The sequence below is a fragment of the Methylobacillus draconifructus genome (assembly GCF_045984355.1).
GTDB lineage: Bacteria > Pseudomonadota > Gammaproteobacteria > Burkholderiales > Methylophilaceae > Methylobacillus > Methylobacillus flagellatus_A.
On the sequence record NZ_JBJQII010000001.1, the window covers coordinates 467,407 to 490,481 of the forward strand.

The following is a 23,075-nucleotide window of genomic DNA, read 5'->3' on the forward strand; positions in this document are numbered from 1 at the left end:
CGTTCCGCCATCATGGAAAGCAACCTTCTACTCATCCTGCTCGCATTCTTCCTGGTCCTGCTCAACGGCTTCTTCGTGGCAGCCGAGTTCGGGCTGGTCAAACTCCGGCAAACCCGCGTCAAGGCGATTGCCAAGACCCACGGCTGGCGCGGCCGCATCCTCGCCAAGGTTCATAGCCAGCTCGACGCCTACCTGTCCGCCTGCCAGTTGGGCATTACGCTGGCCTCGCTCGGCCTGGGCTGGGTTGGCGAACCGGCGTTCGCCCAATTGCTGGAGCCTTTGCTGTTCAGCGTTGGCGTCACTGCGCCCGAACTCGTGCACGGCATCTCATTCGTGGTCGCCTTCTTCACCATCTCCTACCTGCATATCGTACTGGGAGAGCTCGCCCCCAAATCCATGGCGATTCGCCAGTCGGAAACGGTCGGCCTATGGACGGCCGCGCCCCTGTATGTTTTCTACTGGGTCATGTACCCCGCCATCTGGCTGCTCAATGCCAGCTCCAACTGGATATTGCGCAAATTCGGCCTCAGCACCGGCCATGCCAGCGACGCCCATTATTCGGCTGACGAGCTGAAGCTGATCCTGCGCAGCAGCCGTGCCTCGGAAGAGCTCACCAAGGATGAATGGAACATCCTCGCCCATACGCTGGATTTCAGCGACCTGGAAGTCGCCGACCTCATGCGGCCCTTCAACGAGGCCATTTCCCTATCGGCAAAAAACAGCTTCGAGGAAAACCTGGAAATCATCTCCCAGCACCGCTACAGCCGTTATCCTTTCGTGGAGCAGGACGGCAAGGTCAAGGGCGTCATCCACCTCAAGAGCCTGTTCCTCGCCAAGTTCGAAGAGGACGAACTGCAGGACCTGAGCCGCTTTGTGCACCCTGCCCCGTTTGTCGCTCCCGACCTGCCTGCGATAGAACTGTTCCGCCGCTTCCGCGAGGGCAAGGCCAGCCACTTCGCCATCGTCGGCCGCAAGGGACAGGAACCCCAGGGCTTCATCACCCTGGACAATATGCTGGGGGCATTGGTCGGCGAGATCCGCGACGAGTTCCGCCAGAGCCAGAACGACTGGACCAAACTCGACGACGGCACGCTGATCGGCAAGGGCAGCCTGCCTATCTTCACGCTGGAACGCGCCCTGGGCATCGAGATTGAGAACGACGACGAAGTCGATTCCGTCGGTGGGCTGGTGCTGTCCAAGCTAGGCTACATCCCCAAGGAGGGCGAGAGCATCGCCTTCGAGCAATTCGACATCGTCGTCAAGAAAATGAACGGCCCGCGCATCATCCTGATCCGCATCCACCCGAAGCAGAAGCATGATGAGTGATACCGCACCCGAGTTGAACGGCCTGCAAAAAGTCGATCTGTTCATCGTCGGCGGCGGCATGATAGGAAGCGCACTGGCTGCCAGGCTCGCGCCTAGCGGCATGCGGATCGCCCTGCTGGAGAACCATCCGCCCGCCGCTTTTGACGCGTCAAGCACGCCCGATTTGCGCGTATCGGCCCTGAGCCCCACCTCTATCGGCTTTCTTGATCAATCCCACGCATGGCCGGCGATACAAGCCATGCGCACTGCGCCGTTCAAGCGCATGCAGGTCTGGGAAAACCGCCGGGACCAGGGCACCTTGTTTGATGCCGCGGAAGTCGATGCGCACTGGCTCGGCCATATCGTCGAGAACAGGCTGGTGCAGCTCGCCTGCCTGGAGGCGCTTCAAGGTCATGACAACGTCACCTTACTGTGCCCGGACGAAATAGATCAGATCGCCTATCGGCCCGAAGGCAGCCACATCCGCCTGAAAAGCGGCCAGGCCTTCGAGGCAAGACTCCTCATCGGTGCCGACGGCGCCAACTCGCAAGTGCGCAAGGCCGCCGGTATTGCATTGGACAGCCGGCAATACCCCATGCATGCGCTGGTCGCCACCGTCCGCATCCAAGGCGGCGAACGCGACATCACTTGGCAGCGCTTCACCCCTGACGGGCCGCAATCGCTGCTGCCCCTGCCCGGTGACTATGCCTCGCTGGTCTGGTACCACCGCCCGAGCGAAGTGCGCCGGTTGCTGGCGCTGGACGACGATGCGCTGCTGGACGCGTTCCGCCAGCACTTCCCCGCCGCATTGCCCGAGATCACGGAATTGGTGCAACGCGGCAGCTTCCCGCTCGCGCGCAGCCATGCGCAGGCTTACACTCGCCAAGGCGTCGTGCTGATCGGCGACGCCGCCCATACCATCCATCCGCTTGCAGGCCAGGGCGTCAATCTCGGTTTCCAGGATGCCGCCGTGCTCAGCGAGATTCTGCAGCAGGCCTGGCAAGACGGCGGCGACCTTGCCGCACTATCCCGCCTTCAAGGCTATGAACGCCAGCGCAAGCTCGCCAACCTCGTCATGCAGCGCGCCATGGATGCGTTCAGTTATGGCTTCAGCAACGATATCGCCCCTTTGCGCGCCTTACGCAATCTCGGGCTCAAGCTTGCAGATCACGACGGCCCGCTCAAGCGGGAAGTCATCCGCTATGCATTGGGATTGAATCCGCAACCTGCTTCCCGCTTGTTTTCCCCTTTGCAGAAACTCATCCAGCGGCATACATAGCATTATGAAATAGCAAGGTTAAAGATGACATGATGCACTCCCGCTGATAATATGACCTTATAGTCATAATTAACCAGTCAAATTGGAGGCCTCATGAAAAACATCTCGGTAGTGGAAGCCAAGAGCCGCTTTTCCTCACTGCTCGCAGAAGTCGAAGCCGGTGAGGAAATCGCAGTGACACGACACGGAAAGGTGGTCGCCCGCCTGGTGCCGGATCGGCCGCGCATGGCCGCAGAAGCCTTCCGCGACCTCTGGGCCGACAAGGAAAACGACCTGCAAGCCCCCAGTGACAATCCTGCCGAAGATGTCGCCTCGCTGGATGATTAATGCATGGCTGTCATTTACCTGCTCGATACCAACATCCTGATTGCAGCGCTAAAAGCCCATCCCACGGTCCAGCGGCATCTGGAAAACACGCCGCTTAGCAGCCTGCGGCTTTCCAGCATCGTACTGGGAGAGCTGGAGTTCGGTGCGGAAAAAAGTGTTTTCGCCGAACGCAACCACACCAGGCTGGCTGAACTCACCCATCGCCTGCAACCAATCGGCGTCGATCACGACACCGCACAACACTATGGCCGTATCCGCGCCCTGCTCGAGCGGCAAGGCACCCCCATCGGCGCCAACGACCTCTGGATCGCCGCCCAGGCCCTTGCGATCGACGCTACGCTGGTCACCGACAACCAGCGCGAATTCCAGCGAGTGCCCGGCCTGTTTCTGGAAAACTGGATAGCGGAATGACTAATACAAAAAACCACTGCCGTAGAAAACCGGCAGTGGTCAGATGTAATGTCCAGAGCGTTAACCGAACGTCAGAATTTATACCTTAAGGTCAATAAAACTTTCCGCGGCTCGCCTACATAATTGTTCAAATAGTTGTTCGAGATAAAAGAGTAGTACTCTTTATTGAACAAGTTGTCGGCGTTCATAGATGCCGACCAGTTTTTATCGATTTGGTAACCGACCCGCGCATTCCACACTGCATAACTTCCTTGCACAGGGTTCAGCATGGTATCGCTGTCTGTCTTCTGTTCATTGCGGTAATTGACGCCCAGGCCAACGCGCCATTTATCGAGCGCTCCCTGTAATTGATAATCAGACCACAGGCGCAGCATATGTCTGGGCGTTTCGTAACTGAACGGCTTGCCGACCAGGCTCTCGTCGCTGTCTTCCAGGTACTTGTTACGATTGTATGTATAACTGCCGCTGACCTGCCAACCGCTTGCCACCAGTCCATGCGCTTCGATCTCGAAACCTTCGCTGCGGACTTTTCCTGCCGAGCGGGAGCAATATGATCCGCCGCATATCATGGGAGTGTCATAGTCTATGACAGCCCGATTCTTCTGATCGACACGGAAAATGGCCAAGGATGCATTCAAGGCGCCATCGAACAACTCGCCCTTGACCCCCGCCTCGTAATTGACGCCCGTCATCGGTTGCAGGACTTTCAACTGGGTATCCAATGCACTTTGCGGCTCGAATATCTCCGTATAACTCGCATACAGCGACCACTGTGGCGTCAGCGCATATACCAGCCTGCCATACGGCGTGACCTCGCCACTCTCTTTCTCGTTGGAACTGGTTACAATCGCGCCATTTACAGGGTTGACGATGGAAGATGCATACTTGTACCAACTGGCACGTCCGCCGACTATCAACGTCATGCGCTCCGTCAAATGAGTACGCCAAAGCGCGTAGATGCCTTTCTGGGTAGTGTCAGAGCTCAGTACGGCTCAATACCCGCGAATCAAGTGTAGAAATAGCCGCCTGATGGTCAAAGACGTTGACCGTCGTATTCGCATATTCATTAAAGGCATCACGACGCTCCTGATCTGAATAATTCGCGCCAAGCACCACCTCGTGTGTCATGCCAAACGCCTGCAATTTGCCATTGACGTTGGCATTGAACCCTTTGCTCTTACCGCCGAAATCATATTCAAAACCGGGGGCCGTCATCGAGTTTCCATTCACAGGAATCAACCTGAAATACGAAAGGGCAGTCACGGCATCATATTCCTCATCAGTATACACCCCGGCCGCCTTTAACGTCCAATCCGCATTGAACCTGTGCTCAAGGTCGAGGAACAACTGCGTTTCCCGACGCGTCGCCTCGCTCCAGTCGGCATCGAGATTGGCTTTTCTGGAAATGGGCAATGTCGTGCCATCGGCATAGCGCGGCAACCCGTAATAGAGGCTGCTATTTCCATTCAAACGCGAGAAAGCGATACCTGCCCCGATCGTAGTATCTGGAGTCAGATCAACATCTATAGCGGCATAGGCGTTCAGATTGCGATCCCACACTTTGTCTATAAATGAATTTTTATCCTCATAATCCAGCACGGCACGGCCACGGATACTTCCTGCCTCATTCAGCGCGCCTCCGGCATCGATTCGCGCACCATAATTATCCCAGGAACCCGCACGGCCTTCAGCCATGATCGAAGTTTCAGCCAATCCGCGCTTGCGCACCAAATTAATCGCGCCAGCAGGGCTGCCTGCCCCTTCCAGCAAGCCCTGCGCCCCTCGCAACACTTCCACCCGGTCCAGGTAGACAGAACTTGCCAACAGCAGGTTGCCGTTAGTGTAACTGCGGGACAAGGGCACCCCGTCATATTGGATGATGTTGGTTTGAAACCCCCGCGAATAAATATCGCTGCCGCCGCCCGTGCGCTTGACCAACGTCACTCCAGGCGTATTGGCCAGTACATCCGCCAGCGTATCCAGTCGCTGGTCGTCTATTCTCTGCCTCGTCATCACGGTCACTGACTGGGGAATATCTTTCAGCGAATCCACTCCTTTCAAGATGCTTGCGCCTGATGCTGTATAAGATCCTGTACCTTCCGTGACCAGCCTGTCATTCGCTTTTTCACGCCTCGTCCTCACACTCACCTCAGGCAGAATATCCTCACCTTTTGCCTGTGGACTCAATGCTTTGGTCAAGGCATAGCCACCATCACGTTCTTGCCTCGCGGCAAGGCCACTTCCTTTCAACAAAACATCAAATCCCTGGCTGATGGTGTAGCTGCCATTGAGGCCTGTCGCCGTTTTTCCTTGGGTTACCACTGGATCAAAAGACAGCAGCACGCCAGCCTGGGTGGCAAACGTGGAAAGCGCCGCGCCCAGAGGGCCTGCTGCGATAGCGTAGGTTTTTGCTTCTGCCGAAATCGCTTCGGCGGCATGTGTCATATGCATCGGCATCAATGCGCCTGTTGCAAGGCTGGCCTGCAAGAGCAACGAGATGGTGCTGCGCTTGAATGCATGGGTTTTGTTTTCTTCTGGCATGATGCTCCCTGGATAGTGATTGAACGTCTCTATCTGCTTTGCCAAACGAAAATCGAAAAGTGACAATCGAAAATGAAAATTATTTTGGCGGGCTTGCCCGAACCGGAGGTCAGGCTTTATGTTGCGCGAGGCTCCAGCAGCACGATGTAGCGGGTGAACATGATGATATCGACCGGCAGGGTCCTGGCAATGCTGTGCAATACGGCATCGGTATCCTTGACCGGGAAGGAGCCGGAAATCTTCAACCCATGCAATTCAGGGTCCAAGCGCAGCCAGCCTTTGCGGTAGCGTTGCAGTTCTGCGATGAATTGCGGCAAGGGCAGATTGTCGGCATAGATAAACCCATCGGCCCAGCTCGACGCTTGTGGCGACAACGGGCCCAGGGTGATCTGCCCATGGGCAGAAAACAGGCTGGCCATGCCTTCGCTGACGGTATAAGCCTGCCCAGGCGCGGACTGCGGCTCGACCTTGACGGCATGCGCCAGCACGCTGAGCAAGGTCCCGCCATCGGTCTGGCGCACGCTGAATTTCGTGCCCAATGCGGTCAGCAGCCCTTCGCTGGTCTGGACGACAAAAGGCCGGTATGGCCCGGTTTCCTGGCCGGTATCCATCATGATTTCGCCGCGGTGCAGGCGAATCAGACGCTGCCGGGCATCGAATGCTACGTCCAGCGCGGAATCGGTATTGACGACCAATCGGCTGCCGTCGGCCAACGCCAATGTGCGCTGCTCGCCAACCGCAGTGCGGATATCGGCATTCCAGCTTTGCCAAGGCAGTTCCCGATAGGCCTGCCAGCCCGCGCCCACGGCAAGCAGTACGGCAAGCTGCTTGAGCGCCTTGCGGCGCTCCAGGCGCTTTTGCGGGGTCAGGGTCGCCATGCCGAGCTTGCCCGGCACTTGTTCGAACTTGCCGGTGATGGCCTCCACGCGTTGCCAGGCGGCCTGGTGTTCGGCGCTTTGTTCGTGCCAGGCTTGCCATGCGGCATGATCGGCTTCGCTGGCCTCGCCCGAACTCAACTGGGCATACCAGGCAATGGCAGCCTGCAAGGCGGCCTGTTCGGTTGAAGGCGGGATAATGGACATGCAGGGACCTAAACTGCGGGCGTTTCAACGGAAAGGCAGTGGGCCAGGGCACGCATGATGTATTTGCGCACCGAGCTCACCGAGACGTCAAGACGGCGGGCAATGTCCGCATGCGAGGCGCCTTCCAGCTGCACCATGAGGAAAGCGATGCGCACCTTGGCAGGAAGGCCGTCCAGCATGGCGTCGATTTCCAAAAGGGTTTCCAGCAGCATGGCCTGCATTTCCGGCGAGGGCGCCTCGCTGGCGGGAGCCTGCGCCAAGGCTTCGAGATAGCTCTGCTCCAGCTTGCGCCTGCGCAACTGGTTGACCATGAGCCCATGCGCGACGGTGGTGAGGTAGGCACGCGGCTCGCGCAGGTTTTCCAGCTCGCGCTGCAAGGCGATCCGCACGAAGGTGTCCTGCGCCAGGTCTGCCGCCTCGAATACGCAGCCCAGCCTCTTGCGCAGCCAACCCTGCAACCAGCCGTGATGCTCGGTATACAGCGTGCCCAGCATTTGTTGCTGCGAATCCGGAAGCGTTTCCATTTGACCATTAATTAATGAGAATATTTCTCATTTTATATTAGCGCCAATTTATCAGGCAAGGACTCTTGACTCATGGAAAGAACTGTCCCTACCATGACGCTATACAGGTCAGTAAATACAAAGTGATGGAGGAGGTGAACATGGGCGAGTTCTACGGAGAGCAGCATAGGCAATGGCAGGAACAATTCGACGGGGTAGCGATGGCGGACCGGGTGCGCGACCTGATCGTGCTGCCCAGCATCCCGGAAGAGCATGCTGCCTTTATCGGCAGCCGCGATTTCTTTTTCCTTTCCACCATAGATCACCGCGGCTTCCCCACTTGCTCCCACAAGGGCGGCCAGCCCGGGTTTGTGAAAATACTGGACGACACGACATTGGCGTTCCCCAGCCTGGACGGCAACAGCATGTATCTCTCCATGGGCAATCTCTCGCTCAATCCCAAGATAGGCATGCTGTTCATCGACTTTGAAACCCCGCACCGCATCCGCGTGCATGGCACTGCCAGCATTACGCCGGACGACCCCTTGCTTGCGGAATACCAGGAAGCCGAACTAGTCGTGAGAGTCAAGATCGAGGAAATCTTCATCAATTGCCCGCGCTATATCCACAAGCACCAGCGCGTGCAGGCCTCCCCTTACGTTCCGCAGCCGGGCTGCGTCACGCCGACGCCTCAATGGAAGCGCCTTGACGCCGTGCAGGATGTCCTGCAGCCGAAGGATCTCGCCAAGGTGGCCTCCATGGGCGGCACGATTTCACCCGAGCAATATGGGGAACTCGTGATGAAAGGCAATGCCTGACAGAAAAGCACAACCTCATAGGAGACTGGTATGGCAAAGCTACTCGGGATTTCCGGCAGTTTACGCAAACAATCATTCAACACGGCGTTGTTGAACGCCGCCAAAACGCTGGCGCCAGAAGGTATCGAGCTTGAAATTGCCACCTTGCACGGCATACCGCTTTACGACGGCGACCTGGAAGGGCAATCCGGCATTCCGGAAGCCGTGACGGCATTGAAGCAAAAGATCATCGCCAGCGACGGCGTCATTATTGCCACGCCTGAATACAACGGCAGCATTCCCGGCGTGTTGAAGAACGCGGTCGACTGGCTGTCGCGCCCGCCCGCGGACATTCCCAAGGTATTTCAGGGACGCGCTTTTGCCGTGGTTGGCGCCACGCCCTCGGGATTCGGCACCATTTTGGCGCAAAATGCCTGGCTGACTGTGCTACGCCAGCTCGGCGTCCAATACTGGAACGGTGGGAAATTGCTTCTTTCCCGCGCCCATGAGTCGTTTGACGATCAAGGCAACCTGACTGACCAGCGCCACAAGGATGAGCTGGGGAAATTCGTCCAAGGTTTTGCGCAATTTGCGGCCCGGGCTAAATCCTCAAGCTAAATCGTAGACTTTCTGCCGGCGGAGCCCGGCTTGAAAACATAAAACAGGTTGGGCTCGCTGATCACGTAAATGCGCTTGTCCGGCCCGATGGCCAAGCCTTCAGCTTGCGGCACGCTGCGGGAGAGGCCCTGGAAACCGCGCCACAACGCGAGCGTATCCAGCATTTTGCCCTCGGCATCGTATTCCGCCACCATACGCGAATCATCACTTAATAATAGGACATGCCCTGTGCTGGCGTCGTAAGTCACGGCGGACAAATCCCTCAGGCCGCAGGAAGCGGTTTCCTGCAGTTTTTCGATATGGATATCCACGGGCCGACCTGGCAACGCATCGACGAAGCCATGAATGGCGATCACGCGCTTGGGGGAACGTTCCTTCGCCACCAGCAAGCGCTGGCGCTCCTTGTCCCAGACGATGCCCTCGAATCCCTTGTTGTCATGGGCATACATCGCAAGCGTGAGGGAAGGCGACCCGCTGACATCCAGCTCGTCCACGCCGGCGTGAAGGTCGGCAATCACCAGGCTATGCTTGGCCTCGTTGAGCAGGGCAAAGCGGTTGCCGCCGATATGGGCGATACCCTCCATGTCCTTGATGCCCTTGACATGGATTGTACGCAGCACTTCGCCCGTGAGGGATAATTCGACAATCAAGGGCTGCTGGTTGGAAACGGTGAACAGGGTATGGGTTTCGTGGTTATAGCTCAAATCGGAAAGGTCCGACCCGACTCCCGGTATTTCGATCGCCTCATGTTCGACGGTGTAATTTTTAAGGCCCAATGTATCGTGCTTGACCTGCTGCGTGCCCCACAAGTGCCATGCGATGGCTTCCAGCCTGAAAGCGTAAGCGACGGTCAGCAATGCAGCCATGATGATCAACAGCAAGCCCAAGCGCTTGCCCGGCAGAAATCTGGACATCCTGATTTATAATCCCTGAAAATACCTGCAGCCGCCGACTTGCGGCCAAAACGAATCCAATGCATGACTGTGCACGCGGGCACAAAGTTTCACATTGAATATCATATCCATACAAACACTCAGCATTAAACGTGCCAATATTTTAAGTCTCACAACCCCTCATGACCAGAACAATGCCCTTCCACAAGAATTGTGAACTCTGTACCACCGCCGGAGGCGAAATCCTCTGGCAGGACGAGCTCTGCAGGGTCGTGCGCGTGGAAGACCAGGATTACCCTGGGTTCTGCCGCGTCATCCTCAACCGCCACGTCAAGGAAATGAGCGACCTCAGGCCTGCGGAACGCGACCATCTCATGCTGGTCGTGTTTGCGGTGGAAGAAGCCGTGCGTGAAGTCATGCGCCCGGACAAGATCAACCTCGCCAGCCTCGGCAACATGACGCCGCACGTGCATTGGCATGTAATTCCCCGTTTCAAGCGCGACCGCCACTTTCCCAACCCGATATGGGGGGAAGCCAAGCGCGAGAGCTTGCCGCAGACACTGGACCACGGCAGTAGCGCCGCATTGAAGAAAGCGATTTCCGTCCGGCTGGACCAGGGCGAGCACGTTTTCATGGGCATTTAGAGCGGCTAGTCAGGATCGCTTTCCTGGGTGTTGTGAGCCGCTCTTAGTAGAAAGATAGCTATGCCGGATTTGTTTATTCGCTCTTAGAGCCTGTTCACGATCTTTATCATGAGGCATGCATGGCACCGCAACATACCAGCCCCCTCATCATACCGGCCCCTTGTCATACCGGGCTTGACCCGGTATCTCGCCCCATGCCCTGCCGCCTGGCCCATTCCTCAGCGCCACGGGATCCCGGCTCTGGGGCCGGGATGACGGTTTGCCATTGCCATGACAGGACAAGGTCTCCGGTAACAGAGATCGCTAAGCGCTCACTGGGTCGCCAGGCTGTCTTCCTTGGTGAAGGTCCAGGTGCGGGTGATGCCGATGATGTCGTACTCCTTGCGGATATCCTCGGGGAACGCCGCATAAGGCGCCGCCAGCTCCACGATCCGTTTGGCCGCGTCATCGAGTATCTTGTGGCCTGAGCTGCGCGTAACCTGGATCTTGTCTATGGAGCCGTCCGCACGGATATCGACCGACAGCTGCAACTTGCCGTAAAGCTTTTGTTCCTTGGCCGCCTCGGGATAATTGAGGTTGCCGATTTTCTCCACCTTCTGCCGCCACGCCTCGACATAAGTGGCAAAGCGGTATTCCTGCGTACGCCCGCCCAACTCCTTGCGCTTGGGCCGCTTCTGGTATTCATCCTGCTGCTTGGCGATCTGCGCTTCCAGCCGAGCAATATCCATGCTGCTGGCAATCAGGTCGCGTGCATTGAGGTTTTTGGGCGCATCCTGCTGCTGTCCGTGGTCGGGCGTCGAAGTCGCAGCGCTTTGCGCAGGCGCGGACTCCAGCTTTTTCTGCTCCTTGAGCTGTGTCATGAGCTCCTGCGCCTGGCGCTCCAGTTCCGCCACCTTGTCCTGCTGGGTCTGTTCCTGCTTTTCCTCGCCCGGCCGCGAGGCGGCCGAGGCTTCTACCGCCTGCTTGGGAGCCACCTCGGTCTTCTTTTTCCTCGGCGGCGGCAGGGCAGTCTTCATCTGCCTGTCCTGGTCGGTATTTCCGCCCTTATCGAGGTTGGCCTGCGCCAGGGCATCGGCCTTCTTCGGCTTGGACTCGGTCTTGGCATTGACCAGGACCACCTCCAGCGGCGGGATTTTGTCCTTGAGGAACTTGAGGTCGGGCGCCTCGAAATTGACTGAAAGAATCAGGATGACGTGGAATACGGCCGAAAGCAGCAAGGCCCAGCCGAGGACGCCCATCTCTTTCAGGCCTTGCAGCTTCACTAGGCCAGCCTCTCCAGCAAGCGTTCATGAATGCCGCCAAAGCCGCCGTTGCTCATGACCAGGATATGGTCGCCCGGCTGCGCCTCGGCGGCGATCGCCTCGATCAGCACCGGCATGCTGTCGAACGCCGCCGCCTTGTGCTGGATCGGCTGCAGGGCCGCTGCCGCATCCCAGCCCAAATGCTCGCCATAGCAAAACACCAGGTCCGCGTCGGCCAGGCTGCCGGGCAATGCATCCTTCATCACGCCCAGCTTCATGGTGTTCGAACGCGGCTCCAGCACGGCAAGAATGCGCGCCTTGCCGACCTTGTCGCGCAAGCCGGCCACCGTGGTGGCGATCGCCGTGGGATGGTGGGCAAAATCGTCGTAAACCGTGATGCCGTTCGCCACGCCCCGCACCTCCATGCGGCGCTTGACGTTCCTGAACTGGGACAAGGCTTCTATCCCGGCATCGATGGCGACCCCGGCATGCCGGGCCGCGGCCAGCGCAGCCAGGGCGTTCATGCGGTTATGCTCGCCCAATAATTGCCATTGCACGCGGCCTTGCGCCTTGTCCTTGAAGCGCACCGTGAAGCTGCCTTCCGCATCGACATCCGCCGCCTGCCAATCGGTACCGAAATATTCCGCCGGCGTCCAGCATCCGCGCTTGATCACGCGCTTGAGGCTGTCTTCCTTGCCGTTCGCCACCACCAGGCCATTGCTGGGAACGGTGCGCACCAGGTGATGGAACTGGGTTTCTATCGCATGCAGGTCGGCAAAAATGTCGGCATGGTCGAACTCGAGGTTGTTGAGGATAACCGTGCGCGGACGGTAGTGCACGAACTTGGAACGCTTGTCGAAAAACGCCGTGTCGTATTCATCCGCCTCGATCACGAAAAACGGCGAGATGCTCTTGTCGTCCTGGTGCGGCACGCCGGGCAGCCGCGCGGATACGCCGAAATTCTCCGGCACGCCGCCAATCAGGAAGCCAGGCGCAAGCCCGGCATATTCCAGTATCCATGCCAGCATGGAAGTGGTCGTGGTCTTGCCGTGCGTACCTGCAACAGCAAGCACCCACTTTGCCTGCTCGCCTTGCCTGGCGTAGAGGATGTTTTCCGCCAGCCATTGCGGGCCGGAGATGTAGGGCAGGCCGCGGTTGAGAATTTCCTCCATCAACGGGTTGCCGCGCGCCACCACATTGCCCACGACGTAGATGTCGGGGTTGAGGGAAACCTGTTCCGGGCCGAAGCCTTCGATCAGTTCTATGTCCTGTGCCTCGAGCTGCGTGCTCATGGGCGGGTAGACATTGGCGTCGCAGCCGGTCACGCGATGCCCGGCCGCCTTCGCCAGCACCGCGATGCCGCCCATGAAGGTGCCACAAATACCGAGAATATGGATATGCATAACGCTAAATAAACTTTCGAATCAGGGTTGATTGTAGCAAAGCGGCAGCATCGTAAGCTTACGACAAATTCGGCGCCAGCCAGCGTTCCAGGTATTCGCGCGGCAATCCGCGCCGCTTGGCCATGTCCAGCAGTTGGTCCTCGCCGATCTTGTCGACGCTGAAATACTTCGATTCCGGGTGAGCGAAATAGAAACCGGAAACCGCGGCGCCCGGCATCATGGCAAACGAATCGGTAAGTTGTATGCCTACTTCCTCGCATTTCATCAGGTTGAACATGTCAGGCTTGACGGTGTGGTCAGGGCACGCAGGATACCCGGGCGCCGGACGGATGCCGCGGTACTGCTCCTTGATGAGCGCCTCGTTGCCCAATGCCTCCCCGGGCGCATAGCCCCACAAGTCCTTGCGCACGCGCTCATGCAGGTATTCGGCAAACGCTTCCGCCAAGCGGTCGGCCAGCGACTTCAGCATGATGCTGCTGTAATCGTCATGCTCCGCCTCGAAACGCTGTTCGTATTTCTCGATGCCCAGCCCGCCCGTCACGGCGAACATGCCGATGTAGTCGGCAATGCCGCTGTCCTTGGGCGCGATGAAATCCGCCAGGCACTGGTTGGGCCGCTGCTCGCCGTTCACCACCGGCTTCTGCGTCTGCTGGCGCATGCCGTAGTAAGTGAACGCTACCTGGGTGCGGGTGTCGTCCGTGTAAATCTCGATATCGTCGTCATTGACGGTATTGGCCGGCAACAGGGCGATTACGCCGCTGGCCGTAAGCCAGCGGCCGTCGATGATCTTTTTGAGCATGGCCTGGCCTTCGGCGAATAATTTGGTCGCCGCTTCTCCCACAACCTCATCCTTGAGGATGGCGGGATAAGGCCCCGCCAGGTCCCAGGTCTGGAAGAACGGGCCCCAGTCGATATATTGGGCGATGGTGGCTAAATCGATATTCTTGAATACGCGGCGCCCGATGAACTTGGGTTTGACCGGGGCATATTCGCCGGTGAAATCGAGCCTGGCCTTGTTGGCCCTGGCCTCGGCCAGGCTGAGCATCGGCGTGCCCTTTTTGTTGGCATGCTGGGTGCGCACCCGCTCGTAATCCTGTTCCAGCTCGGCGATATAGCTGTCGCGCTGCTCCGGCGTCAGCAAGGATTGCATCACGGAGACCGAACGCGAGGCGTCCGGCACGTAAATCACCGGGCCGTCGTAGTGCGGCGCGATCTTGACCGCGGTATGCGCGCGCGAAGTGGTCGCTCCGCCGATCAGCAACGGCATCTTGAGTCCGTGGAAATACGGGTCGCGCTGCATTTCCCGCGCCACGTAGGCCATTTCCTCTAGCGAAGGCGTAATCAGGCCGGAAAGGCCGATGATATCTGCCCCTGTGGCTTTTGCCTGCTCCAGGATCTCCGCGCAAGGCACCATCACGCCCATGTTGACTACCTCGAAGTTGTTGCACTGCAACACCACCGAGACGATATTCTTGCCGATGTCGTGCACGTCGCCCTTGACGGTGGCGATCACCATCTTGCCCTTGGGCTTGGACACGATGCCCGTGCGCGCTTCCTCGGCGCGCTTTTCTTCTTCGATGAACGGCACCAGGTGCGCCACCGCCTGCTTCATGACGCGGGCCGACTTCACCACCTGCGGCAGGAACATCTTGCCCTGGCCGAACAAGTCGCCGACCACGTTCATGCCGTCCATGAGCGGCCCCTCGATAACGTGAATCGGGCGTCCGCCACCATCCATGACCTTCTGCCGCGCCTCCTCGGTATCCGCGACGATGAATTCGGTAATGCCGTGCACCATGGCATATTCCAGGCGCTTTTCCACCGTCACCGGGCTTTCCGGCGTGCCGCGCCAATCCAGCGTGGCTTCCTGCTTCTTGCCGCCCGCCGCCAGCGTGGCGGCAAACTCGATCATGCGCTCGGTGGCATCCTCGCGGCGGTTGAGCACCACGTCCTCCACGCGCTCGCGCAGCTCGAGGTCGAGGTCGTCGTACACGCCTATCATGCCGGCGTTGACGATACCCATGGTCATGCCGGCCTGGATGGCGTGATAGAGGAACACGGTGTGTATCGCTTCCCGCGCGGCCTCGTTGCCGCGGAAACTGAAGCTCACGTTCGATACGCCGCCGGAAATGCGCGCATAAGGCAGGTTTTCCTTGATCCAGCGCGTGGCGTTGATGAAGTCCACGGCATAGTTGTTGTGCTCTTCGATGCCGGTCGCGACGGCAAAGATGTTAGGGTCGAAAATGATATCCTCGGGCGGGAAATCCAGCTTTTCCACCAGCAAGTCGTAAGCGCGTTTGCAGATCTCGACCTTGCGCTCGAAAGTATCGGCCTGCCCGACTTCGTCGAACGCCATGACGATCACCGCTGCGCCATAGCGGCGGCACAACGCGGCCTGGCGCAGGAACTCGGCCTCGCCCTCCTTCATGGAGATGGAGTTGACGATGGACTTGCCCTGCACGCACTTGAGCCCGGCCTCGATCACCGCCCACTTGGACGAGTCGATCATGATGGGCACGCGGGCGATGTCTGGCTCGGAAGCCACCAGGTTGAGGAAGTGCGTCATGGCATGGATGGCGTCCAGCATGCCTTCGTCCATGTTGATGTCGATCACCTGCGCGCCGTTCTCCACCTGCTGGCGCGCCACGACCAGCGCTTCCTCGTATTGCTCGTTGAGGATCATGCGCGCAAAGGCCTTGGAGCCGGTGACGTTGGTCCGCTCGCCGACATTCACATACAAGGAGTTTTCATCGATCGTGAACGGCTCCAGCCCGGCCAGCCTGGTCGCCACAGGGATTTCCGGGATGCGGCGCGGCGGGATATCCTTGACCGTCTCGGCAATCGCGGCAATATGCGGCGGCGTGGTGCCGCAGCAGCCGCCGGCAATATTGACGAAGCCGCTCTCGGCGAACTCCTTGAGCAAGGCGGAAGTATCCGCGGGCTTCTCGTCAAAGCCGGTGTCCGACATCGGGTTGGGCAGGCCCGCGTTCGGGTAGATGCAGACGAAGGTATCCGCGATCTTGCTCAGCTCTTCGGCATACGGCCGCATCAGGGCAGCGCCCAGGGCGCAGTTGAGGCCTATCGTCAGCGGACGCGCATGGCGCACGGAGTTCCAGAACGCGGGCACGGTCTGGCCGGAAAGAATGCGCCCGGAAGCATCCGTCACGGTGCCGGAAATCATGATCGGCAGGCGCTTGCCGGCTTCCTCGAAATACTGGTCGATCGCGAACAAGGCCGCCTTGCAGTTGAGCGTATCAAAGATGGTCTCGACCATCAGGATGTCCGCGCCGCCCTCGACCAGGCCGCGAGTCTGCTCATGGTAAGCCGCCACCAGCTGGTCGAACGTCACGTTGCGCGCCGCCGGGTCGTTCACGTCCGGGGAGATGGAGGCGGTCTTGGGCGTGGGGCCCAGCGCGCCCGCCACGAAGCGCGGCTTGTCCGGCGTGGAGTACTTGTCGCACGCCGCACGCGCCAGCTTGGCGGCCTCGACGTTCATTTCATAGGCCAGGTGGGCCATGAAATAGTCTTCCTGCGCCACACTGGTCGCGCCGAACGTATTGGTCTCGATAATGTCCGCCCCGGCTGCCAGGTATTGCTCGTGTATCTCCTGGATGATTCGCGGCTGGGTGAAAGTCAGTAACTCGTTGTTGCCCTTGACGAACAGCTCCCGCTCGCCCTCTGGCGCGGCAAAATCGGCAAAACGCCCTTGCGGGCCGCCGCGGTAATCCTCCTCGGTCAGCTTGTATTGCTGGATCATGGTCCCCATCGCGCCATCCAGAATCATGATGCGCTTGGCGAGGATTTCTCGCAGCAAGACCTCGGTGGGGGACATTTCGTAACGTTTCATGCGGAACCTTAATGCCGGCGAATCGGATAATTGCCAGGTGATTGAATATTCAGGGCGTGATTATAAAACAGGAGCGGCATGGCGCATAACATGCCCAACATTCTGGCATGCCAATAAGACTCTCCTGACGCTGTTGCTTTGCCATACCTCTGCAGTGCCTGACCGGGATCGCTCTTGATTGCCGTTAAACAGGTATGCCCGAGCCCAGCAGGCTGCCGACCCAGTAAGTCATGCCGCCTGCCGCAGCGCCGATCAGCAGCATGCGGGCGCCGCCGTAGATCATGTTGCGCCCGCTGAACAGTGCAAGCAAGGCCCCCACCAGGAACAGGGCACCGCCGGTCAGGCCAAACGCCAGCGTCAACGCATGGGATGAAACATTCAGCAACCACGGCAGCAACGGGATCGTGCCCCCGACCAGAAACGATGCGAATGAGGATATGGCCGCCATCCACGGCGAACCCAATTCGTCGGGGTTGAGGCCCAGCTCTTCCCTGGTCAGGATATCCAGCCCCAACTCCTTGTCAGCCACCAGCCGGCCGGCGAGTTGCCGCGCCTCGTCCTGCGTCAATCCTCGCGCTTCGTAGATCAGCGCCAACTCTGCTGCTTCCTGCTCCGGGTACAGGTCCAGCTCTTCGCGCTCCAACGCAATTTGGTACTCGAACAAGTCGCGCTGGGAACGCATGGAAATATATTCGCCCGCCGCCATGGAAAAGGCCCCGGCCAACAACCCAGCGACGCCTGACAACAGGATGACCGAGGCATTGCTTGCCGCCCCCGCCACCCCCAGCACCAGGCAGGCAATCGATACCAGGCCGTCATTGACGCCGAACACGGCAGCCCTCAATCCGCCGTTGCTGCCAGCCAGCTTGTGCCGGCCGCCCACTTCATTGGCCTGCATCGGCATGGCATGCGAGGACAATGCAATATTCTTGGCGCCATATGCCGAAAGGCCCCGCACCTTGCTTGCCGCCAACACCGGGCGGATACGCTTGGGCCCCAGGCTGCGCAGCAACAACACGACCACTTTGGTTCGCAAATCCGGCCGGTAGGTTTCCACCACATGTCCTGCCGCAACTAGCTTTGCCTCCCAGATTCCAGCCTGCTCAGCGGCGGCTGCAGCCAAGCCCTGAAACATGTCGGCAAGCGCCTTGTCCGGCTCGCGCCGGGACAACTCCCTGTATAAATACGCGGAGCGCTGCTCTTCGCGCCAACCTTGCAATAAATCCACCGCGGCTACAGCCCCAGCCTGCGGTATTGCACCGCTTCGGCGATATGCGTGCTTTGCACGGCTTCGCTGGCAGCCAGGTCGGCAATCGTGCGGGCCACCTTGAGGATGCGGTGAAAAGCGCGCGCGGAAAGGTCAAGGCGGGTGATCGCCTGCTTCAGCAGCGCGCCGCCTGCTTCGTCCGGCTGGCAATGCTCGTCCACCTGCGGGCTTGTGAGCAAATAGTTGCAGACCCCCTGCCGATCCAGCTGGCGCTGCCTTGCCGCCTCGGCCCTAGACCTGATCGCGGCGCTCGCCTCTCCTGCCGGCGCGTGCATTAATTCATCCTCGCTCAACGCCGGTACTTGGATATGAATATCGATCCGGTCCAGCAACGGCCCGGAAAGGCGGTGGCGGTAGCGGGCTATCTGGTCCGGCGTGCATCGGCACTTGCCATTGGGGTGCCCGAAGTAGCCGCATGGGCACGGATTCATGGCGGCAATCAATTGAAAACGTGCGGGAAACTCCGCCTGGCGCGCAGCGCGCGAGACCGTGATATGCCCGGATTCCAGGGGTTCGCGCAAGACCTCCAGCACTTTGCGGTCGAACTCCGCAAGCTCGTCCAGAAACAAGACTCCGTAATGCGCCAAAGATATCTCGCCGGGCTTGGGAATCGCGCCGCCACCCACCAGCGCCACGCCCGAAGCCGTGTGGTGAGGCGCACGATAAGGCCGCTTGCCCCAATCGCCGGCACGGAAACCCTTGCTCAACGACTGGATGGCGGCAGATTCCAACGCCTCGGCCTCCGTCATGGCGGGCAACAAGCCGACAAAACGCGAGGCCAACATGGATTTCCCCGTGCCGGGCGGCCCGGACATCAGCACACTGTGCCCGCCTGCGGCTGCAATCTCCAATGCTCGCTTGGCCTGCAGTTGCCCCTTGACCTCGGCAAAATCGGCATCGACTGCAAAGCTTTGCGGGATATTGACTGGTTGCGGCACCAACAACTCACGGCCTGCCAGATGGGCGCATACTTGCAGCAGGCTAGCTGCAGGCAGGACTGTAGCGCCTTGCACCAATGCCGCCTCGGCGGCGCTCTCCTGGGGCAGGATGAAGGTACGGCCGCTTTCCCTGGCCTTGTACGCCATGGCCAATGCACCGCGTATCGGGCGCAGTTCGCCGGTCAACGCAAGCTCGCCCGCCACCTCATATTGATCCAGCCCTTTTGCGGGTATTTGCCCGGAGGCAGCCAAAATCCCCAGCGCGATCGGTAAATCGTAACGGCCGCTTTCCTTGGGAAGGTCCGCAGGCGCCAGGTTGACGGTGATCCGGCGGGCCGGGAATTCAAACTGTGCCGTTTGCAGGGCGGCACGCACCCTGTCCTTGCTCTCCTTGACCTCGGCTTCGGGCAAGCCGACGATGGTGAAGCTCGGCAAGCCGTTGGCAAGGTGGACTTCCACCGCGACCTCCGGCGCCTCCATACCGGCCAGGGCACGGCTATGCAAAACCGCCAGCGCCATGCTCAGGAAGACTGCCCCAGCTTCGTTTCAATCTCGGCTAATTGCTTTTCCAGATCAGCCAGTTGAGCCCGGGTCTTGCGCAGCACTTCCGCCTGGATATCAAACTCCTCACGCGTTACAAGCTCCAGTTTAGTGAATGCGCCCTGTAATAGTGCATGCAAATTGCGCTCTGCGCCATCGGCTGGCAAGGAAGAATATATTTCTTTGATTTTATTGGATAATTCATCAATAAACGGAGTACTCATTACGTAAAAACCTCCCAAAACATCCGCAGTTTAGCAGTTTTTCACCTACAAAAATCCAAATTAAACATAACAAACTCAATCACTTACAAATAAAAAACAAGCAATGCACCATTCCAGACCGGGAAAATTCCCAAAAAATACCACTTAACCTGTTGTTTTATATGAATGTTGTTTTTATGGCACAGGTGTTGCTTATTACCCAACGCAGAGTTTTCGTTGCTGTTTTATTTTTCAAAACCTTGAAAGGGTACATCATGCGTAATTCGCTTCTACTTGCCGCCATCGTTGGCACTTTTGCAGCACCTGCCGCCGTCATGGCCGAAGAAGCTGCTGAGGCAACCTCTCCTCACACCATTACATACAACATCGGCCTCACAAGCAACTACATATTCCGCGGCACCAGCCAATCCGGCGACCGCCCAGCGATCCAAGGCGGTGTGGACTACTCCCACGCCAGCGGTTTCTATGCCGGTACCTGGGGTTCCAGCATCAGTTGGCTGGCAGATACAGAAGTAGGTGATGGCCGCGCTTATAACAGTTCCAGTATGGAATGGGATATTTATGCAGGCTACACGTCTGAAATCGGCGAAACCGGCATCACCTACGACGTCGGCGTGAACCAGTACATCTATCCTGGCCGCCGCAATTCCGTAAGCGGCACCTATAATGCCGATACGACCGAAATCTACGGCGGCCTTTCCTACAAATGGATCTCCGGCAAATACTACTGGTCTCCGAGCAAGTCCGCTTTCGGCTTCCAAGGTCGTGGTGCCAGCTATATTGATCTTACGTTGGAAATTCCATTTGGTGAAAGCGGCTACAGCGCCATTGCCCACGTTGGCCGCCAGGAATTCGGTAACGGTCCCAACGAATTCGACTACACCGACTGGAAGCTTGGCCTGAGCAAGGCCTGGGATAACGGCATCGTCGTCGGCGGCTACTATACCGACACCGATGCTGACCGCGGCGCGTTCACTTACGGCCCTGTGTTCTCCGGCAAGGAAAACTGGACTTTCTTCGTCCAAAAGACTTTCTAAGAAGACAGACATGATAGAAGGCAAGGCAGATCGCCTTGCCTTTCTGCTTTTTATTAGAGGAGATAACCATGAAACTCGTATCCGCCATCATCAAGCCCTTCAAGCTTGACGAAGTGCGTGAAGCCCTTTCCTCCATCGGCGTGCAGGGGATCACCGTCACTGAAGTCAAAGGCTTTGGCCGTCAGAAAGGCCACACTGAGCTTTACCGTGGTGCAGAATACGTGGTCGACTTTTTGCCCAAGGTCAAACTGGAAGTTGCGATCGCCGATGAATTACTTGACCAGGTAGTGGAAGTTATCGAAAAATCTGCCACAACTGGCAAAATCGGTGATGGCAAAATCTTTGTCTTCGACTTGGAACAAGTCTATCGCATCCGTACTGGCGAAACCGGCACAGATGCGCTTTAAGGGGTTTGATATGAAAAAAATTCTTTCCATGATTGCACTGGTTGGCGCGCTGGGTTTTTCCGGCTTTGCGCTGGCTGAAGAAGAAGCTGTCATCGTCGATGAAGCCGTCGCCACTGAAATTGCACCCGCTGCCGCAGAAGCGGTAGAAACGACGGCTGAAGCAGTACTGTCGCTCAGCGCCGGCGATACGGCCTGGACCATCGTCGCCACTGTGTTAGTGCTAGCGATGATCATTCCCGGCGTCGCCTTGTTCTACGGCGGCCTGGTTCGCACCAAGAACATGGTTTCCGTCCTGACCCAAGTGTTCGTGACGACAGCGCTGATGTCCGTGATCTGGGTCGTCTACGGCTATAGCCTGGCCTTTACCGACGGCGGCAGCCTGAACGCCTATATCGGCGGGTTCAGCAAGTCCCTGTTGTCCGGCATCACGCCAGACACTTTGCTGGATGGCGGCACCATTCCTGAATATGTATTCGTCACCTTCCAATTGACCTTTGCGGCGATCACCCCTGCGCTGATTGTGGGCGGTTTTGCCGAGCGCATGAAATTCTCCGCAGTGCTGGCGTTCCTCGCACTGTGGGTGACATTCATCTACATCCCGATCGCCCACATGGTCTGGGGCGGCGGCTTCCTGGGCGACCTCGGCGCGGCTGACTTCGCAGGCGGCACCGTCGTTCACATGAATGCCGGCATTGCAGCGCTGGTAGGCGCCATCGTCGTCGGCAAGCGCCTCGGATACGGCAAGGAAGCCATGCCTCCGCACAGCATCACGCTGACCATGGTAGGCGCTTCCATGCTGTGGGTAGGCTGGTTCGGCTTCAACGTCGGCAGTGAACTGGCTGCCGATGGCACTGCCGGCTTGGCATTGATCAACACCCAGGCAGCCACCGGTGCTGCAGTACTGGGCTGGGTATTTGCCGAATGGCTGTTCAAGGGCAAGCCTTCGCTGCTGGGCGCTGTTTCCGGTGCCATCGCCGGCTTGGTTGCCATCACGCCTGCTTGCGGCTTCCTCGGACCTGTCGGCTCCATCGTGCTCGGCTTCATTGCCAGCGTCATTGCCTTCTGGGCTGTGACCAGCCTCAAGGTCAAGCTTGGCTATGACGACTCCCTGGATGTCTTCGGCATCCACGGCGTAGCCGGCCTGATCGGCGCCATCGGCACCGGCATCCTCATGAGCGCTGATTTCGGTGGCATAGGCTACGAAGAGGGCGTGACCATGGGCAGCCAGCTTTATGCACAAGCGGTGGCCATTGGCGTAACCATTGTATGGGGCGGCATCGGCAGTTACATCCTGTTCAAGATCGTGGATCTGGTCATCGGCCTGCGTGCCAGCGAAGAGGCTGAACGCGAGGGCCTGGACACCTCCGAGCACGGTGAACGTGCCTATCACTACTAAGACCTTCTAGGTTCGATACAAACGGGCGCATAAGCGCCCGTTTGTATTTTTACACTCCCCTGCCAGCATCGCGCATAAAAAAATATCCAATTGCACCCAATCGGGGCAATCCTGCACCACTTCATCACAATGCCGGCGTTAAACCAGCCTAAACCGGGCTGATTCTAGCCTATAAAACTGGCACAGTGATTGCTTATGTATTAGCAAGCGTAATTTGATCTTTACGTCGCAAGACCAGGAACATCTTACTGCCTAGTTTTATGCATTATCTCCTCCTCCTCAGGGCGCTTTTAGCGCCCTTTTTTTTTCGCCTCCCCCCTGCTTTAGGCTAAAATCTCCGCCTACTCTCTTGGCTTATCAGGTGCCCCTTACAAC

The 23,075-nt window shown here is 58.5% G+C and carries 21 protein-coding genes; 10 read left to right on the forward strand and 11 right to left on the reverse strand.

Annotated features, from left to right (window positions below):
• The first annotated feature begins 12 nt into the window (after nucleotides 1–12).
• The 4 genes from ACJSDX_RS02215 to ACJSDX_RS02230 all read left to right on the forward strand — a co-directional run bounded on the left by ACJSDX_RS02215 (nucleotide 13) and on the right by ACJSDX_RS02230 (nucleotide 3,322).
• Entirely contained in the window at nucleotides 13–1,326 is a 1,314-nt protein-coding gene (locus tag ACJSDX_RS02215) for a hemolysin family protein (RefSeq protein WP_407993293.1), read from the forward strand.
• Nucleotides 1,316–2,584 (forward strand): FAD-dependent monooxygenase, encoded by a 1,269-nt coding sequence (locus ACJSDX_RS02220; RefSeq protein WP_407993294.1) that lies wholly within the window; start codon nucleotides 1,316–1,318, stop codon nucleotides 2,582–2,584. Before ACJSDX_RS02215 ends, ACJSDX_RS02220 begins: the two co-directional genes overlap by 11 nt.
• 93 nt (nucleotides 2,585–2,677) lie before the next feature.
• A complete protein-coding gene (locus ACJSDX_RS02225) occupies nucleotides 2,678–2,911 on the forward strand; it encodes a type II toxin-antitoxin system Phd/YefM family antitoxin (RefSeq protein WP_309565747.1) in 234 nt (77 codons plus the stop codon).
• A 3-nt stretch (nucleotides 2,912–2,914) separates the two neighbouring features.
• Nucleotides 2,915–3,322, forward strand: a complete 408-nt coding sequence (locus ACJSDX_RS02230; RefSeq protein ID WP_309565748.1) for a PIN domain-containing protein — start codon at nucleotides 2,915–2,917, stop codon at nucleotides 3,320–3,322.
• A gap of 71 nt (nucleotides 3,323–3,393) precedes the next feature.
• Here the strand turns inward: ACJSDX_RS02230 and ACJSDX_RS02235 are convergent, their stop codons facing one another.
• The 4 genes from ACJSDX_RS02235 to ACJSDX_RS02250 form a co-directional block, all read right to left on the reverse strand.
• Complete coding sequence (locus ACJSDX_RS02235) at nucleotides 3,394–4,245, reverse strand: TonB-dependent siderophore receptor (RefSeq protein WP_407993295.1); 852 nt, start codon at nucleotides 4,243–4,245, stop codon at nucleotides 3,394–3,396.
• Between the two features lie 52 nt (nucleotides 4,246–4,297).
• Nucleotides 4,298–5,863 carry a TonB-dependent siderophore receptor gene (locus ACJSDX_RS02240; RefSeq protein ID WP_407993296.1) on the reverse strand — a complete coding sequence of 522 codons (1,566 nt, stop codon included), beginning with the start codon at nucleotides 5,861–5,863 and terminating at the stop codon, nucleotides 4,298–4,300.
• Between the two features lie 116 nt (nucleotides 5,864–5,979).
• The gene (locus ACJSDX_RS02245) at nucleotides 5,980–6,945 is read right to left on the reverse strand and encodes a FecR domain-containing protein (RefSeq protein ID WP_407993297.1); all 966 of its coding nucleotides are present in this window, start codon (nucleotides 6,943–6,945) and stop codon (nucleotides 5,980–5,982) included.
• A gap of 8 nt (nucleotides 6,946–6,953) precedes the next feature.
• The gene (locus tag ACJSDX_RS02250; protein WP_407993298.1) at nucleotides 6,954–7,469 is read right to left on the reverse strand and encodes a sigma-70 family RNA polymerase sigma factor; all 516 of its coding nucleotides are present in this window, start codon (nucleotides 7,467–7,469) and stop codon (nucleotides 6,954–6,956) included.
• A 140-nt stretch (nucleotides 7,470–7,609) separates the two neighbouring features.
• Here ACJSDX_RS02250 and ACJSDX_RS02255 point away from each other — a divergent pair, with 140 nt between their 5' ends.
• Together ACJSDX_RS02255 and ACJSDX_RS02260 are read left to right on the forward strand one after the other, a co-directional pair.
• Nucleotides 7,610–8,266, forward strand: a complete 657-nt coding sequence (locus ACJSDX_RS02255; protein WP_407993299.1) for a pyridoxamine 5'-phosphate oxidase family protein — start codon at nucleotides 7,610–7,612, stop codon at nucleotides 8,264–8,266.
• A 30-nt stretch (nucleotides 8,267–8,296) separates the two neighbouring features.
• Nucleotides 8,297–8,863, forward strand: coding sequence for an NADPH-dependent FMN reductase (locus ACJSDX_RS02260; protein WP_407993300.1), 567 nt, complete (start codon nucleotides 8,297–8,299; stop codon nucleotides 8,861–8,863).
• Here the strand turns inward: ACJSDX_RS02260 and ACJSDX_RS02265 are convergent.
• Complete coding sequence (locus ACJSDX_RS02265) at nucleotides 8,860–9,777, reverse strand: SdiA-regulated domain-containing protein (RefSeq protein WP_407993301.1); 918 nt, start codon at nucleotides 9,775–9,777, stop codon at nucleotides 8,860–8,862. The genes ACJSDX_RS02260 and ACJSDX_RS02265 overlap by 4 nt on opposite strands.
• Nucleotides 9,778–9,938: 161 nt before the next feature.
• On the opposite strand from ACJSDX_RS02265, the gene ACJSDX_RS02270 reads away from it, so the two are divergent.
• Entirely contained in the window at nucleotides 9,939–10,400 is a 462-nt protein-coding gene (locus tag ACJSDX_RS02270; protein WP_407993302.1) for an HIT family protein, read from the forward strand.
• Nucleotides 10,401–10,711: 311 nt separating this feature from the next.
• Here ACJSDX_RS02270 and ACJSDX_RS02275 read toward each other — a convergent pair whose 3' ends face one another.
• From ACJSDX_RS02275 to ACJSDX_RS02300, 6 genes are all read right to left on the reverse strand, one after another.
• Nucleotides 10,712–11,662 (reverse strand): energy transducer TonB, encoded by a 951-nt coding sequence (locus ACJSDX_RS02275; protein WP_407993303.1) that lies wholly within the window; start codon nucleotides 11,660–11,662, stop codon nucleotides 10,712–10,714.
• Nucleotides 11,662–13,044 (reverse strand): UDP-N-acetylmuramate:L-alanyl-gamma-D-glutamyl-meso-diaminopimelate ligase, encoded by a 1,383-nt coding sequence (gene mpl, locus ACJSDX_RS02280; RefSeq protein WP_407993304.1) that lies wholly within the window; start codon nucleotides 13,042–13,044, stop codon nucleotides 11,662–11,664. Before mpl ends, ACJSDX_RS02275 begins: the two co-directional genes overlap by 1 nt.
• 58 nt (nucleotides 13,045–13,102) lie before the next feature.
• A complete protein-coding gene (gene metH, locus ACJSDX_RS02285; protein WP_407993305.1) occupies nucleotides 13,103–16,891 on the reverse strand; it encodes a methionine synthase in 3,789 nt (1,262 codons plus the stop codon).
• 184 nt (nucleotides 16,892–17,075) lie between these two features.
• A complete protein-coding gene (locus ACJSDX_RS02290; RefSeq protein WP_407993306.1) occupies nucleotides 17,076–18,119 on the reverse strand; it encodes a VIT1/CCC1 transporter family protein in 1,044 nt (347 codons plus the stop codon).
• Nucleotides 18,120–18,124: 5 nt separating this feature from the next.
• Nucleotides 18,125–19,615 carry a YifB family Mg chelatase-like AAA ATPase gene (locus tag ACJSDX_RS02295; RefSeq protein ID WP_407993307.1) on the reverse strand — a complete coding sequence of 497 codons (1,491 nt, stop codon included), beginning with the start codon at nucleotides 19,613–19,615 and terminating at the stop codon, nucleotides 18,125–18,127.
• Nucleotides 19,616–19,617: 2 nt separating this feature from the next.
• Nucleotides 19,618–19,860 carry an accessory factor UbiK family protein gene (locus tag ACJSDX_RS02300; RefSeq protein ID WP_309565761.1) on the reverse strand — a complete coding sequence of 81 codons (243 nt, stop codon included), beginning with the start codon at nucleotides 19,858–19,860 and terminating at the stop codon, nucleotides 19,618–19,620.
• 254 nt (nucleotides 19,861–20,114) lie between these two features.
• Between ACJSDX_RS02300 and ACJSDX_RS02305 the strand changes: the two genes are divergently transcribed.
• The 3 genes from ACJSDX_RS02305 to ACJSDX_RS02315 all read left to right on the forward strand — a co-directional run bounded on the left by ACJSDX_RS02305 (nucleotide 20,115) and on the right by ACJSDX_RS02315 (nucleotide 22,700).
• Complete coding sequence (locus ACJSDX_RS02305; protein ID WP_407993308.1) at nucleotides 20,115–20,897, forward strand: TorF family putative porin; 783 nt, start codon at nucleotides 20,115–20,117, stop codon at nucleotides 20,895–20,897.
• A 68-nt stretch (nucleotides 20,898–20,965) separates the two neighbouring features.
• Nucleotides 20,966–21,304, forward strand: coding sequence for a P-II family nitrogen regulator (gene glnK / locus ACJSDX_RS02310; protein ID WP_309565763.1), 339 nt, complete (start codon nucleotides 20,966–20,968; stop codon nucleotides 21,302–21,304).
• A gap of 10 nt (nucleotides 21,305–21,314) precedes the next feature.
• Nucleotides 21,315–22,700, forward strand: a complete 1,386-nt coding sequence (locus ACJSDX_RS02315) for an ammonium transporter (protein ID WP_407993309.1) — start codon at nucleotides 21,315–21,317, stop codon at nucleotides 22,698–22,700.
• Nucleotides 22,701–23,075: the final 375 nt, after the last annotated feature.